Origin of the sequence: Massilia sp. Dwa41.01b (genome assembly GCF_014171775.1) — a bacterium.
In the GTDB taxonomy this organism is placed as follows: domain Bacteria; phylum Pseudomonadota; class Gammaproteobacteria; order Burkholderiales; family Burkholderiaceae_D; genus Telluria.
This window is the reverse complement of sequence record NZ_CP050454.1, coordinates 4111384-4132690: the sequence shown is the minus strand read 5'-3', so window position 1 is coordinate 4132690 and position 21307 is coordinate 4111384. Positions and strand designations below refer to the sequence as shown.

Genomic DNA, 21307 nt, shown 5'->3' with positions numbered 1-21307 from the left:
ACGCTGCAACGCAGGCATGAAGGGCTTGTCAGGCTCGTTCATTCGACCAGTTGATTGCGGATTGCATAATGCGTCAGTTCCGCGCTGGTCTTCAGGCCCATCTTCGCCAGCAGGCGCGTGCGGTACTCGCTGACGGTTTTCACCGAGAGCGAGAGTTCGCGTGCGATCTCGCTGACGGTCTTGCCCGAGGCGATCATCGTCAGCGTCTGGAATTCGCGGTCCGACAGGCTGTCGTGCACCGGTGCCTCGTGGTCGCTGCCGACCTGCTCGGCCAGCGCCTGGGCCAGGGTGGCGCTGACGTATTTCTGGCCGCCGGCCACCTGCCGGATCGCGGTGACGAGTTCGCGCGGCGCGCTCTGCTTGGTGAGATAACCGGCGGCCCCCGCCTTCAATGCGCGGATCGCGTACTGGTCCTCGCGGTGCATGGACAGCATCAGCACGGCCAGTTCCGGGCGTTCCTGCTTGATCTGCTTGAGCACGTCGATGCCGTTCCGGTCCGGCATCGAGATGTCGAGCAACATCACATGGCAGCGCGACTTGCGGAACAGCTTGATGGCATCGACGCCATTCTCGGCTTCGCCGGCGACGACGATGTCGCGCTGTTCGGCGAGGATCTGTTTCAGGCCTTCGCGTACGATCGCGTGGTCGTCGGCAATGAATACGCGGATGGTGGCTTTGTCGGTCATTCTACGGTGGGCTCGCTTCGCTTGGCCGGCGCCGGGGCCAGCCTGATCTTGATGGTCACCATCGTGCCACCTCCGGGCGCCGCCGACAAGGCCAACGTGCCGCCCAGCGCACGGGCGCGCTCGCTCATGCCGCGCAGGCCGAAGGAGGCCGGTTTCAGGCGGTCGGCCGGGAGAATGCCGCGGCCGTTGTCGCAGATCGAAAGCGTCAGGTGCTGGCGCTGGCGTCTCAGGGTGACGGTGACGCGGGTGGCGCCCGCGTGCTTGGCGACATTCGTCAGCGCTTCCCGGAAGATGCGGAAGAGGGCGGCGGCATGGTCCGGGTCGAGGTCGATCTCGCGCTCGGCACTGCGGAAGATGCAGGCGATGCCGCTGCCCTTCTCGAACTCGCGTGCCTGCCATTCGAGCGCGGCGACGATGCCCAGGTCGAGCGTGGACGGGCGCAGGTCGAGCGAGATGCGGTGCACGGCCTCGATCGTGCGGTCGACCAGGTCGTCGAGGTAGGCGGCCTTTTCCAGCAATTGCGGCTGCTCGGGCGGCAGGCGGCTGCTCAGCATCGACAGCGCCATCTTGATGGCGGTGAGGTTGCCGCCAAGGTCGTCATGGATTTCGCGTGCGATGCGCGTGCGCTCCTGTTCCTTGACCTGTTCGATGTGGTCGGTCAGCTCGGCCAGGCGCGCGCGCGAGCGCAGCACGTCCTGCTGCTCGGTCTTGCTGTCGGTGATGTTGGTCATGATGCCGTCCCACTGGACGGCGCCCCCGGGCGCGGCGTGGGGCGTGGCGCGCAGGTTGATCCACTTGACGTCTTTCCAGGCGTCGATCCAGATCCGGCCTTCCCAGTTCCAGCTAGACAAGCTGATCTTCGAGACCGCCATCGCTTCCAGGTAGCCCTTGCGGTCCTCCGGCAGCAGCAGGCGCAGGAACAGGTCCGGGTCGGCCTGCAGTTGCGCGGGCTGCACGCCCAGCAGCGGCGCGCAGCCCTCGCTCAGGTAGGGGAAGGCATGGGTGCCATCGGCGCCCAGCACGAACTGGTAGACCAGGCCGGGCGTGTGGTTGACGATCGCATCGAAGCGCTTCTGGTAGGCGGCCAGGACCGCCGACACGGCTTCGTCCTGCGACAGGTCGTCGCCGATCGCCAGCAGCAGCGAGCGGCCCTCGCGCTGGGTGCGCAGGAAGGTCAGCCGGGCCGGATAGCTGCTGCCGTCGGCGCGGCGCAGGCGCACCGGCAGGCAGCGCCCCTCGCCGATATCGTCTTTCAATCCTGCAGCCAGCGTCGCCAGGCCGCCGTCGCCGACCTCCTGGATGAGATCGGTCGCTGGCAGGCCGCGCAAGGCAGCGCCGTCGTAGCCGAGGTTCTGGCGCGCGCTGGCGTTGACGTCGACCGGGGACAGCGTGGCGGCATCGATCAGGTAGATTTCGGCAGGGGCGATTCGCATCGGGCCCGGTATCAGTGGCTCGGTCGTGCTCATGGTCGTTCGCTCCCGGCCGGTTTGCGCCGGCGCCGCCAGAGCGCGACGAAACGGCGCAGGGCGCGCGCGCTGCGCGTGGCATGGCGGCTGCCGAAGGGGACGGACGGGCGCAGCTTGCGGCGCAACTGGCGCAGCGCATGGCGCAGGTTCGATACCGAGCGGCGTACCTGGCGGTACGCGCCGCTGGCACGCAGGCGGGCGATGAGCTGGTCCTTGAACATGATGAAGCGATTGTGCCACCGCGCGAACCAGGCCAGCGCCAGCAAGGACGGCAGCGTCAGCACGTAGATGCGCGCGACGACCACCGCGCCGCCCAGCTTGGCGGCGACGAACACCATCACGCCCCAGGCCGGGTGCCCGTGCGCGATGGCCAGCAGCGCCAGCAGCTTCACCGGAAACAGCAGCAGCCCGGGCAGCACGAATATCAGCAGGGCCCAGTAGGGCGGCAGGGCGCGCACCGCGTTTCGAGCGCGCAGCGGCGGCCAGGCGGAAAGCGCCCCGCCGAAGCGGCTGCCCGCTTCCCACAGCCATTGCTCGGCCAGCAGCAGCAGCGCCACCAGGTAGAGCAGGGGCGCCAGCAGCCGGCTGCGCGGCGAGGGCGGGCTTGTCAGTCTGGGACTTGTCATTCTGCGCATGATACGGCATCCACGGCGGCCATTCTTAGGAGAGGCTGAGTCCGGCGGCGACGCTCCGCTACCGTTTCCCGGGGTGCGCCAACTGGGGCTACAATGGACGGATGAACAAGGTGGACGAATGAACAAGGCCTTTGTAAAAGAATCCGATAACGACGACGATGACGAAGCCGTCGCGCTGGCGCAGGCGATCCCCGCCGGTGCCAAGAACTACATCACCCCGGCCGGCTACAAGGCCATCAAGGACGAATTGCTGCAGCTGATCGACGTCGACCGCCCGGAAGTCGTGCGCGTGGTGCACTGGGCCGCCTCGAACGGCGACCGCTCGGAAAACGGCGACTATATCTACGGCAAGCGCCGCCTGCGCGAGATCGACCGCCGCATCCGCTTCCTCACCAAGCGCCTGGATTCGGCCTTCGTCGTCGACCCGAGCGTCCATTACGGTAACGACCAGGTCTTCTTCGGCGCCACCGTCACCTATGTCAACAAGGCAGGCGACGAGCACACCGTCACCATCGTCGGCGTCGACGAGTTCGACCCGCTCAAGGGCAAGATCAGCTGGGTCTCGCCGGTGGCGCGGGCGTTGACCAAGGCGCGCGAAGGCGATGTCATCACGCTGCAGACCCCGCAGGGAAACGAGGAACTCGAGATCGTGTCCGTGGAATATCCGGAGCCGGTCGCCGACTAGGACGGTCTGGCGGCGCCTGGCGCGCCTGACGAAACCTCCCGCATTGCCGCCGTCCCCTGTCGGCACCACGACATCGGTGCCATGCGCACAGAGGTCGTCTCGCAAGTGACCGCGTCCGTTCCACTTCCCATCCACACGAGCATGTGCCGGTCTGGACACGGCAGCTGGCCGTGTCCAGACCGCGTCCCGCTTGTGCGGCTTTTGACAATACACAAAATGTGCATGATACTGAACGTGGTGGAATCGTTTCCATTTAATCGCGATGGGAAATGACATCGGCCGGGATCGAGTGCCGCCTGTAAGTAAATCCTAACTATAAATTCGGAGACTTTACACATGAAGATAAGGACGATCCACGTCTGTCTGGCCTCACTCCTGCTCGCGCCGCTGCTGTCGGCCGGCGCTGCGGACTGCACCTTGCAGGCCGAAAATTACACGACCGCGTTCGACACCACCGCCGGCAACACCGGCAACGTCTACCGCGCCGACAACGTCGATATCGAAGCGACGAGCGATGCCGGCGGCGGATTCGATGTGGGCTGGACAGCCAACGGCGAATGGCTGGCGCACAACAATGTCACTTTCCCGACCTCCGGCGCCTACACCATCGCCTACCGGGTTGCCGCTCCCGCGGCAGGAGGCCAGATTTCCGCCGACCTGAATGGCGGTTCGATCCCGCTGGGGTCCACCCTGGTGCCTGCGACCGGCGGCTGGCAGAACTGGACGACCGTGCAGCGCACCATCAACGTCAATGCCGGTACCTATAACCTCGGCACTTTCATCAGCAGCGCGGGCTTTAACCTGAACTGGATCCGGATCACTGGCGCAAGCTGCGGCACGCCGCCGCCAAGCAACTGGACGCTGGTCTGGTCGGACGAGTTCAACGGCACCGCGCTGGACACCTCGAAGTGGAACATCGAGGTCAATGGCAATGGCGGCGGCAACAACGAATTGCAGTACTACACCGCCCGTCCGGAAAACATCCGCGTCACCGGTGGCGAACTCGTGATCGAAGCGCGCAAGGAAGCCTATGGGGGCAAGGGGTACACCTCGGGCCGCATCACCACCCAGAACAAGGCCAGCTGGCAATACGGCCGGATGGAAGCGCGCATGAAAATCCCGACCGGGAAAGGGACCTGGCCGGCCTTCTGGATGCTGGGTAATTCCATCAGCAGCATCGGCTGGCCCGCCAGCGGTGAAATCGACATCATGGAGCACGTCAATTCCGAAGCGTTTGTTCACGGCACGATCCACTGGTCGGATCAGAACAATGCCTACGCCAATTATGGCGGCCCATCAGGCGGCCTGGACTTCTCGCAGTACCACGTGTATGCGGTGGAATGGGATGCGTCGACCATCCGCTGGTATGTGGATGGCAACAAGTTCCACGAAGTGAATATCGCTGGCGGCATCAACGGCACCTCGGAGTTCCACGCGCCATACTTCCTCCTGTTTAACCTGGCCGTCGGCGGCAACTGGCCTGGCAGCCCGGATGCATCGACCGTCTTCCCGAACAGGATGCAGGTCGATTACGTGCGGGTCTACCGCAGGTAAGGCGGATCGCGCATTTCCTCGAACCTGCACGCTTCAAAGCGCCCCGAGAGGGGCGCTGCTGTGTTCGGGCAGACACGCAATCCCGCTGCACGGGCAAGCTCCGGAGCAGCGGCATCAACAAGAGGCGGCAAGCTGTCCGACAATGTCACACGGTTCGCCAGGCACGCGCGCAACGCTGGCTAAGAGCCTATCCCGGTAGTCCGGGGAAAGCTGGTGGCGATGCATGGCAAGCGCGGGCAAGGCGCGAGGAGGCCGCATGGCTGGCCATGCAACGACGAGCAACGCAGCACGCGTTTGTCAGGCGCGCCAGCAGCGACTCCGGACTACCGGGATAGGCTCTAAGTACTCGACCGAAAATAAATGGGAATTTTGGCAAACAGAACTGGATGCGGTGCAAGGCGGCGAGCGCGCCGCAGTGCGAGCACTGCCCCGCAAGCGGACGCGAGCCGACGCAGCAACGCGCCGGTTCTGGAAGCCAAAAACACATTTATTTTTGGGTGAGTACTTAGAATGAGACGGCCTCGCCACGGGCGAGCAACAGCTTGCGCTCCTGGTCGAGGGCTGCGTCGATGTGCTCCTCGTCTCCATCCCAAACGAACTGGAATGGCTTTTCCGGCGTCGAGCTCTGCACGAGCTTGATCAGTACCCTGGCGCCTGGTCTGGCCTGTTTTGCGCGCAGAATCCTGCGGCCGGCGCTCCAGACCGAGCAGCTCCGGGTATTGACCCTGACTTCAAAGGTCTCGCGTGGCTTGTCGTCAAAATATTCCAGGAAGTCGTCGAGATCGGGCGACGCTGGGTCTGCGCTTGCAGGCGCCTCGACCGGTACAGCGGGGACGGCGGCAACGACCTCGCGCGGCGCGCCTTTCCACCTGCCGTTCAGGCCAATACCGTCGTCCGCATTGCAGCCGTATTGCTCGATGTAATGCGATTCCACCTTGAAGATGTCGACGGTATCAAGAACATTGCAGAGGTAAATAAGGGAAATCGCATGCTCTGCCTTTACCGCGTCGGCAAGCGCGTAGTGGACGCGGCGGTAATTCTTTCCCTTCCTGTAGGGCAGCCCCTGGCGCAGTTTGTCCACATTGCGCGGGTAATGCTGGGTAGGGCGTCGATCGCCGCCGTTGGCCTTGCCGATATAGCGGCCGATCAGCTGGCCCAGCAAGTCGTGTATCTCCCACATGTAGATCAGCGGGGCCTTGACGTCGACATGTCCGGCAAACACGCTATAGCGCATCTTCATTGTTGTCTTCATTTCATCGTAGCGTGCTCGGTGTTGGCTTCCGGCCGGGCCCGGTCCTGCAGGCGCGCGTCGATCGCCTGCAGCAGCGCGGCCAGCGGGGCGTTCAGGTTGTCGAACCGGTTCGGATTGAGCATGGGCTGCACGACTAGCGTCATGTCTTTCTTCGCCGTCACGGCATAGGCGAACGGCGCCATCACGAGGCCGTGGCCGATTGCCGGAATCGTCAAGGCCTTGCCGCGCCTGCCGCCGGCCAGGGGCACCTCCACCCCTTCGGTTCCGGACTGAACGGCCGCCACCAGCGGGGCAGGCATGGCGGCCACCGCCCGCCTGGCCTCGGCCACCTGCTTGCCGACGGTGGCCTCGACGCTGGCCGGGCCCAGCGTGCCGCTGCTGCACAGCGCCACGACGATGTCGCCGGAAGCGCCCTCGTCCATGACGACGAAGGACCTGACCCAGGGGCATCCGGGGAGGGTCCTGCTGTCGTCGATCTCGCTCCCGACACCTTCGACGCGCTCGTGCTTGAAGTGCTCGGCGATGAGCTTGGGGTCGATCCGCTCCAGCGGGTTGGCTGCGGCGGCATGGGCGGGATCCCAGCCGTGGAAACAGGACAGGGACAGGGCAAAGATCGCGGCGACCGAGGCGGGCTTGCGCATCATGTTGTTCTTTCTTCTGATAGTGTTTCTTCGTACCGGTTCAAGGCCGGGCCGCCGGGCGTACGGTCGTCACCAGCACCGGCAGCGACCAGGCGCCACCGACCACCAGCGGCATGCACTGGCCCGTCGTGCCTTGACTGGCATGGACGAAGCGGCGGCCGTTCCACACCCATTTCTCAATCTCCGCGCAGTCGCCAAGGCTATCCAGTTTGTGGGATGCGCTGATCGCACCGTCTGCATAGCCGCTGGCGTGCGGCGTCACCATCCGGGGCGCGTACGGTGCTTTGGCGTTGACGACCCAGTACCCTTCGCCTTCGTTATACGCCGTGACCCAGCACACTGTGGAAACCAGCAGTTTCGTGGCCGACAGCCGGTGCACGGTCATCTCGCCCGGGGGCTGTCCCTGCTCGAGCGTCGAACACTCCTTCGTCGATGCCGCCAGCGCGCTACGCAGCGACGCGCGCTCCGATGCCGGCAGCGAAATCGGCCCGCCAGGCGGCACCGCGGCGGCCTGGATGACAGGCACCGGCAAAGGCGGCAGGACTGTGTTCTCGTCCCGCGTTCCCTTGCGCATGACGGAGCCTGGTGTGCCTAGCCGGCCCTGGAACTCATCCATCTTCAGCAGGACGGCGGCAGCGCCCGCATCGGACAGCTTCCAGCTGCGCCGTCCGTCCGACCAGGCGATCTGGCTGTTCCTGGTCAAGGCAAGGACCAGGAGGATGGTCTGCTGCTGCGGCAGCGGAAAGGTGCCTGTTCGATGATCGAGGACGACGGTGCCGGATGGCTTGCCATCGATCCTCAATGTCAGGGACAGCTCGCGCGCCCAGTTCACCATCGTCTCTTCGTCGAGCTGGACCTCTCCCTGGATCGGCGTGTGCGGACCGGCTTCCCGTGTCAGCAGCACCGAGACCGGCAAGGGCGCGCGACCCGATGCATTGTCCTCGTCGCTGCCGACCTCGTCGTAATACCCGGCCGCGCGGCATGTGCGCGTGTTGTCGCAGGCGAGGTCCCAGGCCAGGTGGGTGAACTGCATGCTGGCGGGCCGCGCGGCGTGTGCGCAGGAAAGGCCGGCGAGCACGAGCAGGGCAAAAGACAGGGTCGATGTTTTCAGATGCATCTGTTCCAAGGGTGGCGGAGGCGCCGAAACGGCAAGGGAAGGGCAAAACGCACGAAACCAGGCGCCATTGTGCCGCAAAGCGGTGCCCCAAAGTCCATCGATTGTCACACAGCGGCACAGCCGGGGCGAAATCGGCCCGGACTGGTAAGATGGCGTTTTGCCGCGTGCCTTCGCGCCGCCCTGGCCCATCATGAACCGTTCCAATGACACCGCACGCGAGTCCGACGTCCTGGCCGCGCTGCGGCGGGCCACGTCCTCGCGCCACGAGCGCCTCGACAGCGGCTTGCCGCTTTCCGCGCTAGACGCCACGCTTGCCGACTACGCCCATCACCTGCAGCTGCTGCGCGCCTGGCTGCTGCCGCTGGCTGCCGCCTGGCCAGGTCGTGACGACGGTCCCCAGGGCGAAAGCATCTCACCGGCACCGCACCTGGCCCTGATCGAGGCCGACCTTGCCGATCCGGCGCTCGCCTCCTGTCCCGCCGCCGCGTTCGCCCCAAGCCTGGCCTGGCCGGAGGAGGCCAGCCCCGCCACCGCTGGGGCGCGGCCTACGTCGTCGAAGGCTCGCAGCTCGGCGGCGCTGTGCTCTACAAGCGGCTGGCGGCCCAGCTGGCCCCGCATCCGCTGCGCTACCTGCACGGCGCGGGCGAGCGGGCCCGGTCCGCGCTGGCGCGCCTTCATGGCCGGCTTGCGAGAGGGCGTGCAGACGCCGCACGAGGTCGCCGACGCCTGCCGCGGCGCCTGCGATGCCTTCGACCGCATCCTGGCGCTGGCATTCGACGGCCACTGAGCCGCCGAGCCGCTCTGGCGCCTCGGTCCCCCGCCGGGTGAACGGGCCACGTGGCGCGGCGCCCACATATCTTTCCCGTTAGAACATTTCCTTCTTGTAATAATGCAATTATCAGATATACCATCATGTGTACTGACAGCACATGGGGAATCCTTACGTCAATCCCCTGCGGATTTGTCTTACATTTAGCTGGTCCTGCTAACGATCCTGGCACCCGAGGTCGCGCAGAAGGCATGTCGACCCCTAAGCGTGCATGAGGCCCGATCCGACGTGTATGAAACGTAACGCGCGGTTTGTTCGCAAATCTACAGCTAATTTCTTGCGAGAAAACAAGATTCTAATTCATAATGGATCTGTGGAAATAATCGAATCCGGTCATAAACAAATGGCCTGGCGATCCCGATTTTTCCCATTTGTGGCGCTCTGAACAAGAGACGCCCTTTCCGGATCATATTCTATTAAAACAATGAAAACTGCTTCCTTTCTGATTGTCCTGTCCGCCGCTTTGCTCACCGGCTGCGCCTCCGTTAACATGGCACCTAAAGAAGAGTCTGCTAAAGCAAAACAATTCAATCCACCTGCAGCCAACAAAGCCGGAGTCTACGTTTATCGCAATAGTTTCGTCGGCAAGGCGCTCAAGAAAGACATTTGGATTGATGGTAAGTGCGTCGGCGAAAGTGCGCCAGACGTGTTCTTCTATACCGAAGTCGAAGGCGGCAAAACCCACAAGATTGACACCGAATCGGAATTCTCGCCGAATACGCTGGAGCTGATGTTTGAAGCCGGGAAAAATTACTTCGTCCGCCAATACATCAAGATGGGTGTATTCGTGGGTGGCGCCCGCTTAGAGCAAGTCCCGGAAGAGCAGGGCAAGCGTGAGGTTGCTCAGCTGGAAATGGCCCAGGTGGGTAGCTGCAGCGCCGGCAAATAACAGCCGTACCTGGCAAGACGCCGCTTGCCGGGATATGTACTGCGAGGGCTGGGCTAATTTGGTCCAGCCTTTCTTATTTTGCCGACACGCACTTGCTGTCGTCTATTTTCAAGCGCTTGGGTTCGTTTGCTGCAGCGCGTTCGCCTCCGGCAGAATCGGATAATTCACCGACACGAAGACCACGCCCTTGGGCACTCAGCGCGCGACCTTGTTGTCCACTACGCCGCCACGCCCTTGTCGCCGTGCTTCCAGCCGCCGCTGTGGACCATGAAAATGACGGACGCGCCGCTTGAACCGGCTCGCGGCGCGTAGACATCGAAGCGTTCGGCCGGGTCGCCGCCATAGGCCAGGTCGCGTGTCACGCGCACGTCCGCCGGGCACCGCGGCGACGGTGCCACGCCCGAGGCCTGCGAAGCCGCCGTCGTCCTCGCCCTGCGCCGCCTGCCGCTGCGCACGCCGCACCTTGAACCAGTTGCGTACCGGACCGGCATGGGTGGGCAGTACCAGCGACATTGTCAGGGCAGCGGCCAGGACCAATCCAAGCCCCCTTGCAATCGGGGTGCGCTTCATGGATCGTCCTTTGAGTGAGGAAAGTTATTCTATTTCGGCAATAAGTTGTTGGCTTGAATATTTACACATCGGTACAATCGCAACAATGTTCCGCTTCCCGATGTCAAGGCGCGGCCGTTCGATACACTGGAATATTTTCCCCGCTGCCGTCCGTGACGATAGCGATCATTGACCACTTCTCCCGCTTCTCCATCCCGCCATGAAACTCATCCCTCTTGTCGCATGTCTGTGCTCGCTCGTCATGCCGCTGTGCGCGCAGGCGCAGTTCGTGTCTACGAAAAAATTGCCTTCCGTGGCCCGACCCGGCCCTGGTGGTCCCTGCAAGAAACCGGAGTATCCGATGTCGGCGGCGCGTAACAACGAGGAAGGTGTGGTGACGCTGGCCTACCTGGTGGACAAGGATGGGGCTATCCTCGACGGGAAGATCGTGAAATCGTCGGGATTTTCCACGCTCGACAGAACCGCCCTGGTCGAACTGGCAAAATGCGCTTACAAGATCCCCGAAGGAGCGACGGAGCCGGCGTGGGTGAGCTTTAACTATACCTGGAGCCTGGAATAGGACAGTCCCGGCAATACCGCGATAACCGACCCACGGCGTTCTCCGCACAGGGTGGGCCGCGGCGCAGGCGTCGTTGAACCGGCCTTTGCCTGACCGGGAAATTCGAACTTCGTAGAGCGAAAGGAATGTGACATGGCCAAACTCGTATTCGGGATGAACGTGTCCCTGGACGGCTACGTCGACCATACGGGCTTTGCTCCCGGTCCTGTACTGTTCCGCCATTTCATCGAAGAGGCCCGGGCCCAGGCGGGCAGCGTCTATGGTCGTCACATGTACGAGATCATGCGCTACTGGGACGAGGACCATCCCGAGTGGGACGAGGACAGGCGGGCCTTTGCGCAGGCATGGCGCCGCCAGCGCAAGTGGGTTGTGTCGCGCACCTTGACCTCGGTAGGGCCGAATGCCGAGCTGGTGCCGGATGACCTCGGGGCGCGCTGCGCGCCCTGCGCGCCGAGCACGAGGGCGAAATCGAGGTCGCAGGGACGGTCCTGGCACACAGCGTCGCCGAACTCGGCCTGATCGACGAGTACCGCATCTACCTGCATCCCGTCGTGCTCGGTGGCGGGAAGCCGTATTTTGCCGGACCGCGGCCGCCGCTGCGCCTTGTGGCCCACGACCGGATCGACGAGAACGTACTCCGCCTGCGCTACGTGCCCGCCTGAAGCCGGCGCTCCCAAAACAAAACAGCCCACGTCGCGTGGGCTGTCGATAAAGTAGTGGGCCTTAGGCCCGTTCGCGCTCGACCCGGTTGACGCCCGCCACCCGCCGCAGGTTGCGGATCAGATGCGCCAGGTGCACGCGGTCCTTCACCTGGATGGTGAAGCGCAGCTGCGTCATCATGTTCTCGTCGTCCTCGTCCATCCCGACATAGGTGATGTTGCCGTCGGACTCGCCGATTTCGGCCGCCACGCGCGCGAGAATGCCTTTTTCGTTGTTGATCAACAGGCGGATGCGGCAGTCGAAGCGGCGGTTCAGTTCCTCGCCCCATTGCACCGCGATCCAGCGGTCCGGTTCCTTGGCGCGCAGGCGCTTGGCCGGCAGGCAGTCACCGGTGTGCACCACCAGGCCCTGGTCGCGCCGCAATTGGCCCGTGATCGCGTCCCCGGGAATCGGCAAACAGCAGGGTGCCAGCTGCACCGACACGCCTTCGCTGCCGTAGATCGTGACGGGGTCGATATCGGCGGCCATCGGCTGGGTCGATGGCGGCAGGTCGGATTCGCCTTCGATCAGGCCGAAAATGTGGCGCGCGACGAGGGCCGGCATGCGCTTGCCGATGCCGATGTCGGCATACAGCTCGTCCATCGACTTGGCCGAGGATTCCGCCAGCAGCTTCTCGATCGTCAGTTGCGACAGGTTCGGATCGATGTTGCGTGCCGCCAGGGCGCCGGCCAGCAGTTCCTGGCCGAGTTCGACCGATTCGTTGACGTTGATCGTGCGCAGGTAGTGGCGGATTGCCGAGCGCGCCTTGCCGGTGCGCACGTAGCTGAGCCAGGTCGGGCTCGGGCGCGAATCCGGGTCGGTGACGATTTCGACGATGTCGCCGTTGTGCAGCTCGGTGCGCAGCGGCTGGGTGTCGTTGTTGATTTTTACCGCCACCGTGTGGTCGCCGATGCCGGTGTGGATCGAGTAGGCGAAGTCGAGCGCCGTGGCGCCGCGCGGCAGGGCGATGATCTTCGACTTCGGCGTGAACACGTAGACCGAATCCGGGAACAGGTCGACCTTGACGTGTTCGAGGAATTCGGCCGAGTCGCCGGTCTGCTGCTGGATGTCGAGCAGCGACTGCAGCCAGGCGTGGGTACGCTGCTGCAGGTCCGACATGTTCTGGTCGCCGGTCTTGTAGAGCCAGTGCGCCGCCACGCCGGATTCCGCGGTGCGGTGCATGTCCTGGGTACGGATCTGGAATTCGACAGGGGTGCCGTAGGGGCCGATCAGGGTGGTGTGTAGTGACTGATACCCGTTGATCTTGCGGATCGCGATGTAGTCCTTGAACTTGCCCGGCATCGGCTTGTACAGCCCGTGCAGGGAACCGAGCGTGACATAACAGTTCGGGACGGTATCGACGACGACGCGGAAGCCATACACGTCGAGCACCTGCGAGAACGACAGGTGCTTGTTGCGCATCTTCTTGTAGATGCCGTACAGGGTCTTTTCGCGGCCGTAGACCTCCGCATGGATGCCGGCCATCGACAGCGTGTGCTTGACCGATTCCAGGATCTTCTTCACCACCTCGCGGCGGTTGCCGCGCGCGGCCTTGACCGCTTTCGACAGCGTGCGGTAGCGCAGCGGGTACAGGTGCGAGAAGGCCAGGTCCTGCAGCTCGCGGTAGATGTTGTTCAGGCCAAGGCGGTGCGCGATCGGCACATACACTTCCATCGTCTCGCCGGCGATGCGGCGCTTTTTCGCCGGAATCATCACGCCGAGCGTGCGCATGTTGTGCAGGCGGTCCGCGAGCTTGATGAGAATGACGCGCACGTCGGACGCCATGGCGAGGAGCATCTTGCGGAAGTTCTCGGCCTGCGCCTCGACCAGGCTCTGGAACTCGATCTTCTCGAGTTTGGAGAGGCCGTCGACCAGGTTCGCCACCTGCGGGCCGAAGCGCTCGAGCAGTTCTTCCTTCTTGACGTCCTGGTCTTCGATGACGTCGTGCAGCAGGGCGGCCATGATGGCCTGGGCATCGAGCTTCCAGTCGGCGCAGATTTCGGCGACGGCGATCGGATGCGAGATATATGGCTCGCCCGATTTACGGACCTGGCCAAGATGCATCTCGTCGGAGAAGCGGTAGGCTTCCTTGACTTTTTTGAGTTCGACGGGAGTGAGGTAGTCGGACAGCTTGTTGATGAGCTGTGTGACGGAGGCAACGCCGGGAGCGGGCGCCTCGACGGGGTCTTGCGGCTTGCCCGGACGCCGGGTCCGGGCGGGGGTATTGCCTGAGTGTGTCGAGTCCGGGGGGAACAGGTTCATACGTTATGTCGATCAGCCGCAGTGTGGTGACAGAATAACAGAAGACAGGGCTGGCACAGTCAGGCAACTAAGAGCGCCTAACAAAACCTCCATGGCTGCGTTGCAGCGTCTCGCCGTACAGGCGTACTGTCTTCGCGGTCCGCCGATGCGGCGCTGCGCCTTGCCCTGAAACTTTTGTTAGGCGCTCAAGCGCGCTTACATCGGCACTTTTTTCAGCATTTCCAGGCCAACTTTACCGGCGGCGATCTCACGCAGGGCGACGACGGTCGGCTTGTCCTTGGCTTCGACCTTCGGGGTATGGCCCTGCAGCAGCTGGCGTGCGCGGTAGGTCGCGGCCAGGGTCAGCTGGAAACGGTTCGGGATGTTCTTGAGGCAATCTTCGATCGTGATACGGGCCATGTAACTACTCCTAAATAGACGATGCAGTAAAGGGAGCTCGAGGCTCCCATCACGTAGGTTGATTCGCGTGGATACCCAGCTGGGCAAACAGCGAGGCGTTGCGGGCTGCCTGTTGGGCGAAGCGGCAACGTGTCGCTTTGACAATCGCCACCAGCTCGGCCAGGGCGACGTTGAACTCTTCGTTGATGATAGCATACTCGAACTCCGGAGCGTGAGCGATCTCGCCTCCGGCAGCCAGCAGGCGGCGCGTGATGATGTGGGGCTCGTCGGTGCCGCGCTTGTGCAGGCGTTCTTCCAGGGCCGCGATCGACGGCGGCAGGATGAAGATGCCGGCCGCGTCCGGGAACTGTTTTTTCACCTGGCGCGCGCCCTGCCAGTCGATCTCCAGCAGGATGTCGGTGCCGGCCTTCATTTTTTCTTCGACGCTCAGGCGGCTGGTGCCGTAGTAATTGCCGTGCACTTCAGCCCACTCGAGGAACTCGCCGCGCTCGGCGCGGGCCACGAAGTCTTCGGGCGTGGTGAAGTGGTATTCGCGGCCGTCCTGCTCGCCCGGACGGGGAGGGCGGGTGGTCGTCGAGATCGACAGCTTGATGCCCGGCTCCTGCTTGAGCAGCGCGTTGACCAGGGTCGATTTGCCGGCGCCGGATGGGGCGGCGACGACGAACAGGCTGCCGGAAAAGGCGGTGGTAAGCATGGTGTGGTTCCTTATTTCGTGTGATTCGCAGGCGCGGCGGTGAATGGCCGCGCGCTAGTTCAAATGTACAAATCCGCGTGGGCAGCATTGCTAAGTACTCACCCAAAAATAAATGTGTTTTTGGCTTCCAGAACCGGCGCGTTGCTGCGTCGGCTCGCGTCCGCTTGCGGGGCAGTGCTCGCACTGCGGCGCTCTCGCCGTCTTGCACCGCATCCGAACCGGCACGTCCGGTTCTGTTTGCCAAAATTCCCATTTATTTCCGGTCGAGTACTTAGCTAAATGCCAAGCAATGCAAAATGCCCACCCTACCATTTTTGTAGGGTGGGCACTTGTGCCCACGCGGTACAACGTTTGCGTCTCGTACGGCCAACTAGCGCCGTATCGCTTCAAATTGGTTTTACTCCAGGTTCTGCACCTGCTCGCGCATCTGCTCGATGAGCAGCTTCAATTCCATCGACGCGTCCGCCAATTCCTTCACCGAGGCCTTGGCGCCGAGCGTATTGGCTTCGCGGTTCAGTTCCTGCATCATGAAGTCGAGGCGCTTGCCGACCTGGCCACCCTTTTTCAGGATGTGGCGGGTTTCGTTCAGGTGCGCCGACAGGCGCGACAGCTCTTCGGACACGTCGATGCGGATGCCGTAGAGCGTTACTTCCTGGCGAATGCGCTCGAATACTTCCTGGCGGCTCAGGACCGACGGATTGCCGTGGCCGGCAAGACCGAGCGCGTCCTGCATGCGCTCGATTGCCTTTTGCTGGAACTGTGCGATCACTTGCGGAATGAGCGGGGAAATACGCTTGACGATCACTTCCATCGCATCGATGCGCGACAGCAGCATGGCTTCCAGTGCCGCGCCTTCGCGCCGGCGGCTCTCGACAAAGGCGGCGACGGTCTGCGCCGTCAGCGCCGCCACGTCCGCCTGCAGCGACTCCTGGCCGACATGCGATTCCTCGATGACGCCGGGCCAGCGCAGCAGTTCCGCAACCGTCATCAAAGGGGCCGAGACGAAATGGCGCGTCACTTCACCCTGCAGGCGCGCCAGGTCGGCCAGCAGTTCGTGGTTCAGTACCTGGGTGCCGCCGGCAGCCTTGCGGCCGAACGACAGGCGGGCTTCGACCTTGCCGCGGGTGATGGCGGCCATGATGGCGGCGCGCAGGTCCGGTTCCAGCGCGCGCAATTCATCGTTGATGCGAAACTGAAGATCGAGAAAGCGCGAATTGACGCTCTTGATCTCGATGGTAAGGGTGCCCGCAGCGCCTTCGCTGGTGGCAACCGCATAGCCTGTCATGCTAGAAATGCTCAATTGTGTCCCCGGTTTTTTTTGAGCGCCAACCGATACTCGCTGCGGGGCGTGGCTTCGTCTTGCGGTACCAAAGTACTGTCGTCAACGATACGCCTGGCCCTGAAGGTTTTCCTGGACGCTCATTATTCTTTACAAAGCCGACATTTATCCACACAATCGCCGTGTTATGCAAGGAACTCTTCAGTATGACCGCACAAAATAACGCACCACTGCCGGAAGGCCTGGAGATTGCCGGATATCGCATTGTAAAGAAAATCGCTTCCGGCGGGTTCAGTATTGTCTATCTTGCATATGATTCCGAAGGCAGCGCCGTCGCCATCAAGGAGTACCTGCCGAGCGCCCTGGCGCTGCGCCAGGCGGGCGAACTCGTCCCGAATATCTCGAAGCCGAACCAGCCGCTGTTTCGCATCGGCCTCAAATGCTTTTTCGAGGAAGGGCGGGCACTGGCACGCATCGTTCATCCGAACGTCGTACGCATCCTGAACTTCTTCCGCGCCCACGACACGGTCTACATGGTGATGGCCTATGAATCGGGCCACTCGCTGCAGGAGCACATCGGGCGTGCTGCCGGCAAGGGAAAGCGCCTGAACGAAAACTTCGTGCGCCTGGTGTTCGACGGCGTCTGCCGCGGCCTGCGCGAAGTCCATGCGAACAAGCTGCTGCACCTGGACCTGAAACCGGCGAATATCTACCTGCGCAGCGATGGCTCGCCGATCCTGCTCGACTTTGGCGCCGCGCGCCAGGCGATCAAGAACGATGCGCCGATGCTCGCGCCCATGTACACGCCAGGCTTCGCACCGCCCGAGCTGTATTCGAAGAGCACGCCCTTCGGTCCGTGGTCCGACATCTACAGCCTGGGCGCCTCGATGTTCTCCTGCATGACCGGCGCGCCGCCGCAGTCGGCCGACACGCGCAAGGGCGACGACAAGCTGCCGATCCTGTTCGACGCGCTGGCCACCGCCTATTCGCCCGCATTGGTGGCGATCGTGCGCGCCTGCCTGGCGCTCGATCCGATGGCGCGTCCGCAAAGCGTGTTCGCGGTGCAGAAGTCGCTGCAGGCGCTGCCGGCCGTGCCGAACAAGCCGGCGCCGCCTGCGGTCGCCCCCACCGGCCTGCGCGGCCTGCTCAGCCGGCTGGGGGGGCGCACCCGCGCCCGCGACGGCAGCTGAACCGGACGACGCTTTCGCCTTCCCACATCCGCACCATCGATCATCACCAGGAGCCACCATGCAGTTTTCCGTCTACCAGCAAAGCCATATCGGCGGGCGCCGGGTCAACCAGGACCGCATGGGCTACTGCTTCACGCGCGATTCGCTGCTGCTGGTGCTGGCCGACGGCATGGGCGGCCACCAGCATGGCGAGATCGCCTCGACGATCGCCATGCAGACGCTGTCGATGATGTTCCAGATGCAGGCCAGGCCTTACGTCAGGAAGCCGGAGCGCTTCCTGGAAGACGCGCTGTTGCAGGCGCACCGCGACATCCTCGACTACACCACGCGCCACAAGCTGCCCGAGACGCCGCGCACCACCGTGGTGGCCTGCCTGGTCCAGCACAACTGCGCCATCTGGGCCCATTGCGGCGACTCGCGCCTGTACTGGGTGCGCGGCGACAAGGTGCTGGCGCAGACGCGCGACCATTCGCACGTCGAACACCTGATCTCGAGAGGCCTGGCCACCCCCGAGGAACGCGCCACCCATCCGGACCGCAACAAGCTGTATAACTGCCTGGGCGCGAGCAAGGCGCCGCGCATCGATGTTTCGTCCCAGGTCATCCTGTCGGCGGGAGACATCCTGATGCTGTGCTCCGACGGCCTCTGGGCCATGGTGCCGGACGCCGAGATGGTGCGTGCGCTGGCGGCCAAGCCGGTGGTGCAGGCCATCCCCGAACTGATCGCCCTGGCGACCTCGGTCGGCGGGCCGCGTGCCGACAACACGACGGCGCTGGCGATCAGCTGGCAGGGCGCGCAGGACGAGGACGCCGGCCCCGATGTGATCTCGACCGGCCAGCTGCCGGAAAACCAGGTCAGCAGCATCATCGGCAGCGCGCCGCCCGGCAGTGGCGACGCCGACCCCTTCGACGAAGACGAAATCGAAAAGGCGATCGCCGAGATCAACGAGGCGATCGAGAAGTCTTCCCAGGTGCTCAAATAACGACTCAACAGAAAAAGGTGCTTCCGTGACCATTATTACCCGCCCGAGTGGCCGCGCGCTCGACCAGCTGCGCCCGATCCGCATCACGCGCCAGTATACGAAACACGCCGAAGGCTCGGTATTGATCGAATGCGGCGACACCAAGGTGATCTGCACCGCCAGCATCGAAGAGAAGGTACCCGGCTTCCTGAAGGGCAAAGGGCAGGGCTGGCTGACGGCCGAATACGGCATGCTGCCGCGGTCGACGCACACGCGCATGGACCGCGAAGCGGCGCGCGGCAAGCAGTCCGGCCGCACCCGGAAATCCAGCGCCTGATCGGCCGCTCGCTGCGCGCCGCCTTCGACCTGGAGGCCTTCGGCGAGCGTACCCTGCACCTGGACTGCGACGTCATCCAGGCCGACGGCGGCACCCGTACCGCCTCGATCACCGGCGCCATGGTCGCCGCCTACGATGCCTTTGGCGCACTGGTCGCCCGCGGCGTGCTGCCGGCGGTACCGGTCCGCCACTTCGTCGCCGCGATCTCGGTCGGCGTCTACCAGGGCACGCCGGTGCTCGACCTCGACTACATCGAGGATTCGGGTTGCGACACCGACATGAACGTGGTGATGACGGAAGCGGGCCACTTCATCGAAGTGCAGGGGACGGCCGAGGGCGTGGCCTTCGACCGCGCGGGGATGAACCGTTTGCTCGACTTGGCCGAAGGCGGGATTGCGGAGCTGGTGCGCTTGCAGAAGGGCGCGCTGGGCATCGTTTCCTGATGCCCGGGACCGTTGCGTAACGTAGGGTGGGCACTCGTGCCCACGCTGTCGTACCGACGCGTACCACCACATTGCCGACAACAGCCTTGGTCTGCCAGTGCATCAGGGCTTGACGCTGCTTGCGACGAATCACCTGTGATACCGCGTGGGGTCATTGAGGCCAGTGGCCTCAATGACGGTTTCACTACGAGTGCCCACCCTACGTTTCTCCCCAGCCGGCGGCTGCCCGCGCATGCAGGTAAAATACCCGCTTCCGTTCCTCCGCTTCGCTCCCACCATGACCCAACGCCTCATCCTCGCCTCCAACAACGCCGGCAAACTGAAGGAATTCCAGCAAATCCTCGGCCCCATCGGCTTCACCCTGCATCCGCAAGGCGAATTCGACGTGCCGGAAGCGGAAGAGCCGCACGCCACATTTGTTGAAAACGCCCTGGAAAAGGCCCGCCACGCGAGCCGCCTGACCGGCCTGCCGGCGCTGGCCGACGACTCGGGCGTGTGCGTGAATGCCCTCGGCGGCGCGCCGGGCGTCTACTCGGCGCGCTTTGCCGGCGAGCCGAAGTCGGATGCGCGCAACAGCGAGAAACTGGTGGCCGAGCTGGCCAAACACGCCGACAAATCGGCCTATTACTATTGCGTGCTCGTCTACGTGCGCCACGCCGACGATCCGCAGCCGGTCATCGCCGACGGCCGCTGGGACGGCGTCATCATCGACACGCCGCGCGGCGAGAACGGCTTTGGCTACGACCCATACTTCCTGATTCCGGCGCTGGGCAAGACCACGGCCGAACTGGCACCAAGCGAGAAGAATGCGCAGTCGCACCGCGGCCAGGCCCTGCGCGCACTGGTAGAGAAACTCAAATGATCCCGATCAAAGTCGCCGGCGCCCAGGTCGGTGAAGCCCGTTCGCCGGCGCAGGCCGCACTGCAATACCTGCAGCCGGGCGCGCTGAACCTGACGGCCTTGCCGCCGCTGTCGCTGTACATCCATTTTCCATGGTGCGTGCGCAAATGCCCCTACTGCGATTTCAATTCGCACGAGGCCAAGGGCGAGCTGCCGGAGCAGGCTTACCTCGACGCTGTACGGCTCGACCTGGAGCAATCGCTGCCGCTGATCTGGGGCCGCAAGATCCACACCGTCTTCATCGGCGGCGGTACGCCCAGTCTGATGTCGGCCGCGGGCCTCGACCGTTTATTGACGGACGTGCGCACGCTGCTGCCCCTCGAGCTGAATGCGGAAATCACGATGGAGGCCAATCCCGGCACCTTCGAGGCCGAACGCTTCCGCCAGTACCGCGACAGCGGCGTGAATCGCCTGTCGATCGGCATCCAGAGCTTCAACGGCGAACACCTCAAGGCGCTCGGCCGCATTCACGACGAGCGCGAGGCCATGCGTGCGGTGGAGATCGCGGCATCGACCTTCGACAATTTCAACCTCGACCTGATGTACGCGCTGCCGGGGCAGACCCTGGAAGGGGCGCGCCAGGACCTGCAGACGGCGCTCTCGTTCGCGCCGCCGCACCTGTCGCTGTACCACCTGACGATGGAGCCGAACACGGTCTTCGCCAAGTATCCGCCCAGCCTGCCGGACGACGACCTCAGCGCCGACATGCAGGACATGATCGCCGAGACGATGGCCGGCGCCGGCTTCGAGCACTACGAAGTGTCGGCCTACGCCCGTCCCGGCCACCGCGCCCGCCACAACCTGAACTACTGGAACTTCGGCGACTACCTCGGCATCGGCGCCGGCGCGCATTCGAAGATCTCGTTCCCGCACCGCATCCTGCGCCAGGCGCGCTTCAAGCAGCCGGCGTCCTTCATGGAGGCGGCCCAGCGCGGCAATCCCGTGCAGGAAGAGCATGAGATCGGCCGCGCCGACATGGGCTTCGAGTTCATGCTCAACGCCCTGCGCCTGACCGATGGTTTCGACCCGAACCTGTTCGGCGAGCGCACCGGCATGAGCATCACGGCGATCAGCCGCGCGCTCGACGCCGCCGAGGCCAAGGGTCTGCTGACGCGCGACTTCAAGCTGATCCGCCCGACGGAACTCGGCCAGCGCTTCCTCAACGACCTGCAGGAGATGTTCCTGGGCGAGGCGAAGTAGGGCCCACCGGCGCCTGCATTCGTAGGGTGGGCTCGCCCGCGCGGCCGCACATGCTGGTCC

The 21307-nt window shown here is 63.9% G+C and carries 22 protein-coding genes and 1 pseudogene; 12 read left to right on the top strand and 11 right to left on the bottom strand.

All coding sequences use genetic code 11. The features are described 5' to 3' along the window. Positions 1–38 precede the first annotated feature (38 nt). The 3 genes from G4G28_RS19000 to G4G28_RS18990 are packed head-to-tail and all read right to left on the bottom strand — an operon-like array spanning position 39 to position 2778. Positions 39–686: a response regulator transcription factor gene (locus G4G28_RS19000; RefSeq protein WP_182989473.1), complete on the bottom strand. Its 648-nt coding sequence runs from the start codon at positions 684–686 to the stop codon at positions 39–41. After that, the gene (locus G4G28_RS18995; protein WP_183107719.1) at positions 683–2119 is read right to left on the bottom strand and encodes a histidine kinase; all 1437 of its coding nucleotides are present in this window, start codon (positions 2117–2119) and stop codon (positions 683–685) included. The genes G4G28_RS19000 and G4G28_RS18995 overlap by 4 nt, the downstream gene beginning before the upstream one ends. 29 nt (positions 2120–2148) lie before the next feature. Continuing rightward, on the bottom strand, positions 2149–2778 hold the full coding sequence (locus tag G4G28_RS18990; protein WP_183107718.1) for a hypothetical protein: 630 nt from the start codon (positions 2776–2778) through the stop codon (positions 2149–2151). Between the two features lie 127 nt (positions 2779–2905). Here G4G28_RS18990 and greB point away from each other — a divergent pair, with 127 nt between their 5' ends. Further along, on the top strand, positions 2906–3472 hold the full coding sequence (greB, locus tag G4G28_RS18985; RefSeq protein ID WP_182989471.1) for a transcription elongation factor GreB: 567 nt from the start codon (positions 2906–2908) through the stop codon (positions 3470–3472). A gap of 336 nt (positions 3473–3808) precedes the next feature. Further along, a complete protein-coding gene (locus G4G28_RS18980) occupies positions 3809–5026 on the top strand; it encodes a carbohydrate-binding protein (protein WP_182989470.1) in 1218 nt (405 codons plus the stop codon). A 505-nt stretch (positions 5027–5531) separates the two neighbouring features. Here G4G28_RS18980 and G4G28_RS18975 read toward each other — a convergent pair. Genes G4G28_RS18975 through G4G28_RS18965 form a run of 3 tightly spaced genes read right to left on the bottom strand, consistent with a single transcriptional unit; the run spans position 5532 to position 8228 of the window. Then, positions 5532–6266, bottom strand: coding sequence for a hypothetical protein (locus tag G4G28_RS18975; RefSeq protein WP_182989469.1), 735 nt, complete (start codon positions 6264–6266; stop codon positions 5532–5534). Positions 6267–6274: 8 nt separating this feature from the next. Further along, positions 6275–6922, bottom strand: coding sequence for a hypothetical protein (locus tag G4G28_RS18970; protein ID WP_182989468.1), 648 nt, complete (start codon positions 6920–6922; stop codon positions 6275–6277). 37 nt (positions 6923–6959) lie between these two features. Further along, positions 6960–8228 carry a DUF1176 domain-containing protein gene (locus tag G4G28_RS18965; RefSeq protein ID WP_202033677.1) on the bottom strand — a complete coding sequence of 423 codons (1269 nt, stop codon included), beginning with the start codon at positions 8226–8228 and terminating at the stop codon, positions 6960–6962. Between G4G28_RS18965 and G4G28_RS18960 the strand changes: the two genes are divergently transcribed. Together G4G28_RS18960 and G4G28_RS18955 are read left to right on the top strand one after the other, a co-directional pair. Then, positions 8227–8823, top strand: coding sequence for a biliverdin-producing heme oxygenase (locus tag G4G28_RS18960; protein ID WP_229507726.1), 597 nt, complete (start codon positions 8227–8229; stop codon positions 8821–8823). The genes G4G28_RS18965 and G4G28_RS18960 overlap by 2 nt on opposite strands. Before the next feature lie 466 nt (positions 8824–9289). Then, positions 9290–9754 (top strand): DUF2846 domain-containing protein, encoded by a 465-nt coding sequence (locus G4G28_RS18955; protein WP_182989467.1) that lies wholly within the window; start codon positions 9290–9292, stop codon positions 9752–9754. A gap of 218 nt (positions 9755–9972) precedes the next feature. Here the strand turns inward: G4G28_RS18955 and G4G28_RS18950 are convergent, their stop codons facing one another. After that, positions 9973–10245: a hypothetical protein gene (locus tag G4G28_RS18950; protein ID WP_183107717.1), complete on the bottom strand. Its 273-nt coding sequence runs from the start codon at positions 10243–10245 to the stop codon at positions 9973–9975. 278 nt (positions 10246–10523) lie between these two features. On the opposite strand from G4G28_RS18950, the gene G4G28_RS18945 reads away from it, so the two are divergent. The 3 genes from G4G28_RS18945 (at position 10524) to G4G28_RS29425 (ending at position 11545) form a co-directional block, all read left to right on the top strand. After that, positions 10524–10883, top strand: a complete 360-nt coding sequence (locus tag G4G28_RS18945) for an energy transducer TonB (protein WP_229425198.1) — start codon at positions 10524–10526, stop codon at positions 10881–10883. A gap of 132 nt (positions 10884–11015) precedes the next feature. Next, entirely contained in the window at positions 11016–11402 is a 387-nt protein-coding gene (locus G4G28_RS18940; RefSeq protein WP_202033675.1) for a dihydrofolate reductase family protein, read from the top strand. Next, entirely contained in the window at positions 11318–11545 is a 228-nt protein-coding gene (locus G4G28_RS29425; RefSeq protein ID WP_202033767.1) for a dihydrofolate reductase family protein, read from the top strand. The genes G4G28_RS18940 and G4G28_RS29425 overlap by 85 nt, the downstream gene beginning before the upstream one ends. A 61-nt stretch (positions 11546–11606) precedes the next feature. On the opposite strand, the gene G4G28_RS18935 is transcribed toward G4G28_RS29425, so the two are convergent. The 4 genes from G4G28_RS18935 to G4G28_RS18920 all read right to left on the bottom strand — a co-directional run bounded on the left by G4G28_RS18935 (position 11607) and on the right by G4G28_RS18920 (position 16222). After that, the gene (locus G4G28_RS18935) at positions 11607–13844 is read right to left on the bottom strand and encodes a bifunctional (p)ppGpp synthetase/guanosine-3',5'-bis(diphosphate) 3'-pyrophosphohydrolase (RefSeq protein WP_182989465.1); all 2238 of its coding nucleotides are present in this window, start codon (positions 13842–13844) and stop codon (positions 11607–11609) included. 195 nt (positions 13845–14039) lie between these two features. Beyond that, positions 14040–14243, bottom strand: a complete 204-nt coding sequence (gene rpoZ / locus G4G28_RS18930) for a DNA-directed RNA polymerase subunit omega (RefSeq protein WP_056443456.1) — start codon at positions 14241–14243, stop codon at positions 14040–14042. Positions 14244–14292: 49 nt separating this feature from the next. After that, positions 14293–14937, bottom strand: coding sequence for a guanylate kinase (gmk, locus tag G4G28_RS18925; protein WP_182989464.1), 645 nt, complete (start codon positions 14935–14937; stop codon positions 14293–14295). A 397-nt stretch (positions 14938–15334) separates the two neighbouring features. Further along, positions 15335–16222: a YicC/YloC family endoribonuclease gene (locus G4G28_RS18920; RefSeq protein ID WP_183107716.1), complete on the bottom strand. Its 888-nt coding sequence runs from the start codon at positions 16220–16222 to the stop codon at positions 15335–15337. 200 nt (positions 16223–16422) lie between these two features. On the opposite strand from G4G28_RS18920, the gene G4G28_RS18915 reads away from it, so the two are divergent. The 5 genes and pseudogenes from G4G28_RS18915 to hemW all read left to right on the top strand — a co-directional run bounded on the left by G4G28_RS18915 (position 16423) and on the right by hemW (position 21247). Continuing rightward, complete coding sequence (locus G4G28_RS18915; protein WP_182989462.1) at positions 16423–17406, top strand: serine/threonine-protein kinase; 984 nt, start codon at positions 16423–16425, stop codon at positions 17404–17406. Positions 17407–17464: 58 nt separating this feature from the next. Beyond that, positions 17465–18388, top strand: coding sequence for a PP2C family serine/threonine-protein phosphatase (locus tag G4G28_RS18910; protein WP_182989461.1), 924 nt, complete (start codon positions 17465–17467; stop codon positions 18386–18388). A gap of 25 nt (positions 18389–18413) precedes the next feature. Further along, a pseudogene (gene rph, locus G4G28_RS18905) lies at positions 18414–19147 on the top strand (ribonuclease PH). 277 nt (positions 19148–19424) lie between these two features. Then, positions 19425–20009, top strand: a complete 585-nt coding sequence (gene rdgB, locus G4G28_RS18900) for an RdgB/HAM1 family non-canonical purine NTP pyrophosphatase (RefSeq protein WP_182989460.1) — start codon at positions 19425–19427, stop codon at positions 20007–20009. Beyond that, the gene (gene hemW / locus G4G28_RS18895) at positions 20006–21247 is read left to right on the top strand and encodes a radical SAM family heme chaperone HemW (protein ID WP_182989459.1); all 1242 of its coding nucleotides are present in this window, start codon (positions 20006–20008) and stop codon (positions 21245–21247) included. Before rdgB ends, hemW begins: the two co-directional genes overlap by 4 nt. Positions 21248–21307 lie beyond the last annotated feature (60 nt).

Bases quoted from the DNA above. Each gene is read 5' to 3' on its own strand.
- G4G28_RS19000 (WP_182989473.1), bottom strand. From the start codon at position 686: ATGACCGACAAAGCCACCATCCGCGTATTCATTGCCGACGACCACGCG.
- G4G28_RS18995 (WP_183107719.1), bottom strand. From the start codon at position 2,119: ATGCGAATCGCCCCTGCCGAAATCTACCTGATCGATGCCGCCACGCTG.
- G4G28_RS18990 (WP_183107718.1), bottom strand. From the start codon at position 2,778: ATGACAAGTCCCAGACTGACAAGCCCGCCCTCGCCGCGCAGCCGGCTG.
- greB (WP_182989471.1), top strand. From the start codon at position 2,906: ATGAACAAGGCCTTTGTAAAAGAATCCGATAACGACGACGATGACGAA.
- G4G28_RS18980 (WP_182989470.1), top strand. From the start codon at position 3,809: ATGAAGATAAGGACGATCCACGTCTGTCTGGCCTCACTCCTGCTCGCG.
- G4G28_RS18975 (WP_182989469.1), bottom strand. From the start codon at position 6,266: ATGAAGATGCGCTATAGCGTGTTTGCCGGACATGTCGACGTCAAGGCC.
- G4G28_RS18970 (WP_182989468.1), bottom strand. From the start codon at position 6,922: ATGATGCGCAAGCCCGCCTCGGTCGCCGCGATCTTTGCCCTGTCCCTG.
- G4G28_RS18960 (WP_229507726.1), top strand. From the start codon at position 8,227: ATGAACCGTTCCAATGACACCGCACGCGAGTCCGACGTCCTGGCCGCG.
- G4G28_RS18965 (WP_202033677.1), bottom strand. From the start codon at position 8,228: ATGATGGGCCAGGGCGGCGCGAAGGCACGCGGCAAAACGCCATCTTAC.
- G4G28_RS18955 (WP_182989467.1), top strand. From the start codon at position 9,290: ATGAAAACTGCTTCCTTTCTGATTGTCCTGTCCGCCGCTTTGCTCACC.
- G4G28_RS18950 (WP_183107717.1), bottom strand. From the start codon at position 10,245: ATGCCGGTCCGGTACGCAACTGGTTCAAGGTGCGGCGTGCGCAGCGGC.
- G4G28_RS18945 (WP_229425198.1), top strand. From the start codon at position 10,524: ATGAAACTCATCCCTCTTGTCGCATGTCTGTGCTCGCTCGTCATGCCG.
- G4G28_RS18940 (WP_202033675.1), top strand. From the start codon at position 11,016: ATGGCCAAACTCGTATTCGGGATGAACGTGTCCCTGGACGGCTACGTC.
- G4G28_RS18935 (WP_182989465.1), bottom strand. From the start codon at position 13,844: ATGAACCTGTTCCCCCCGGACTCGACACACTCAGGCAATACCCCCGCC.
- rpoZ (WP_056443456.1), bottom strand. From the start codon at position 14,243: ATGGCCCGTATCACGATCGAAGATTGCCTCAAGAACATCCCGAACCGT.
- gmk (WP_182989464.1), bottom strand. From the start codon at position 14,937: ATGCTTACCACCGCCTTTTCCGGCAGCCTGTTCGTCGTCGCCGCCCCA.
- G4G28_RS18920 (WP_183107716.1), bottom strand. From the start codon at position 16,222: ATGACAGGCTATGCGGTTGCCACCAGCGAAGGCGCTGCGGGCACCCTT.
- G4G28_RS18915 (WP_182989462.1), top strand. From the start codon at position 16,423: ATGACCGCACAAAATAACGCACCACTGCCGGAAGGCCTGGAGATTGCC.
- G4G28_RS18910 (WP_182989461.1), top strand. From the start codon at position 17,465: ATGCAGTTTTCCGTCTACCAGCAAAGCCATATCGGCGGGCGCCGGGTC.
- rdgB (WP_182989460.1), top strand. From the start codon at position 19,425: ATGACCCAACGCCTCATCCTCGCCTCCAACAACGCCGGCAAACTGAAG.
- hemW (WP_182989459.1), top strand. From the start codon at position 20,006: ATGATCCCGATCAAAGTCGCCGGCGCCCAGGTCGGTGAAGCCCGTTCG.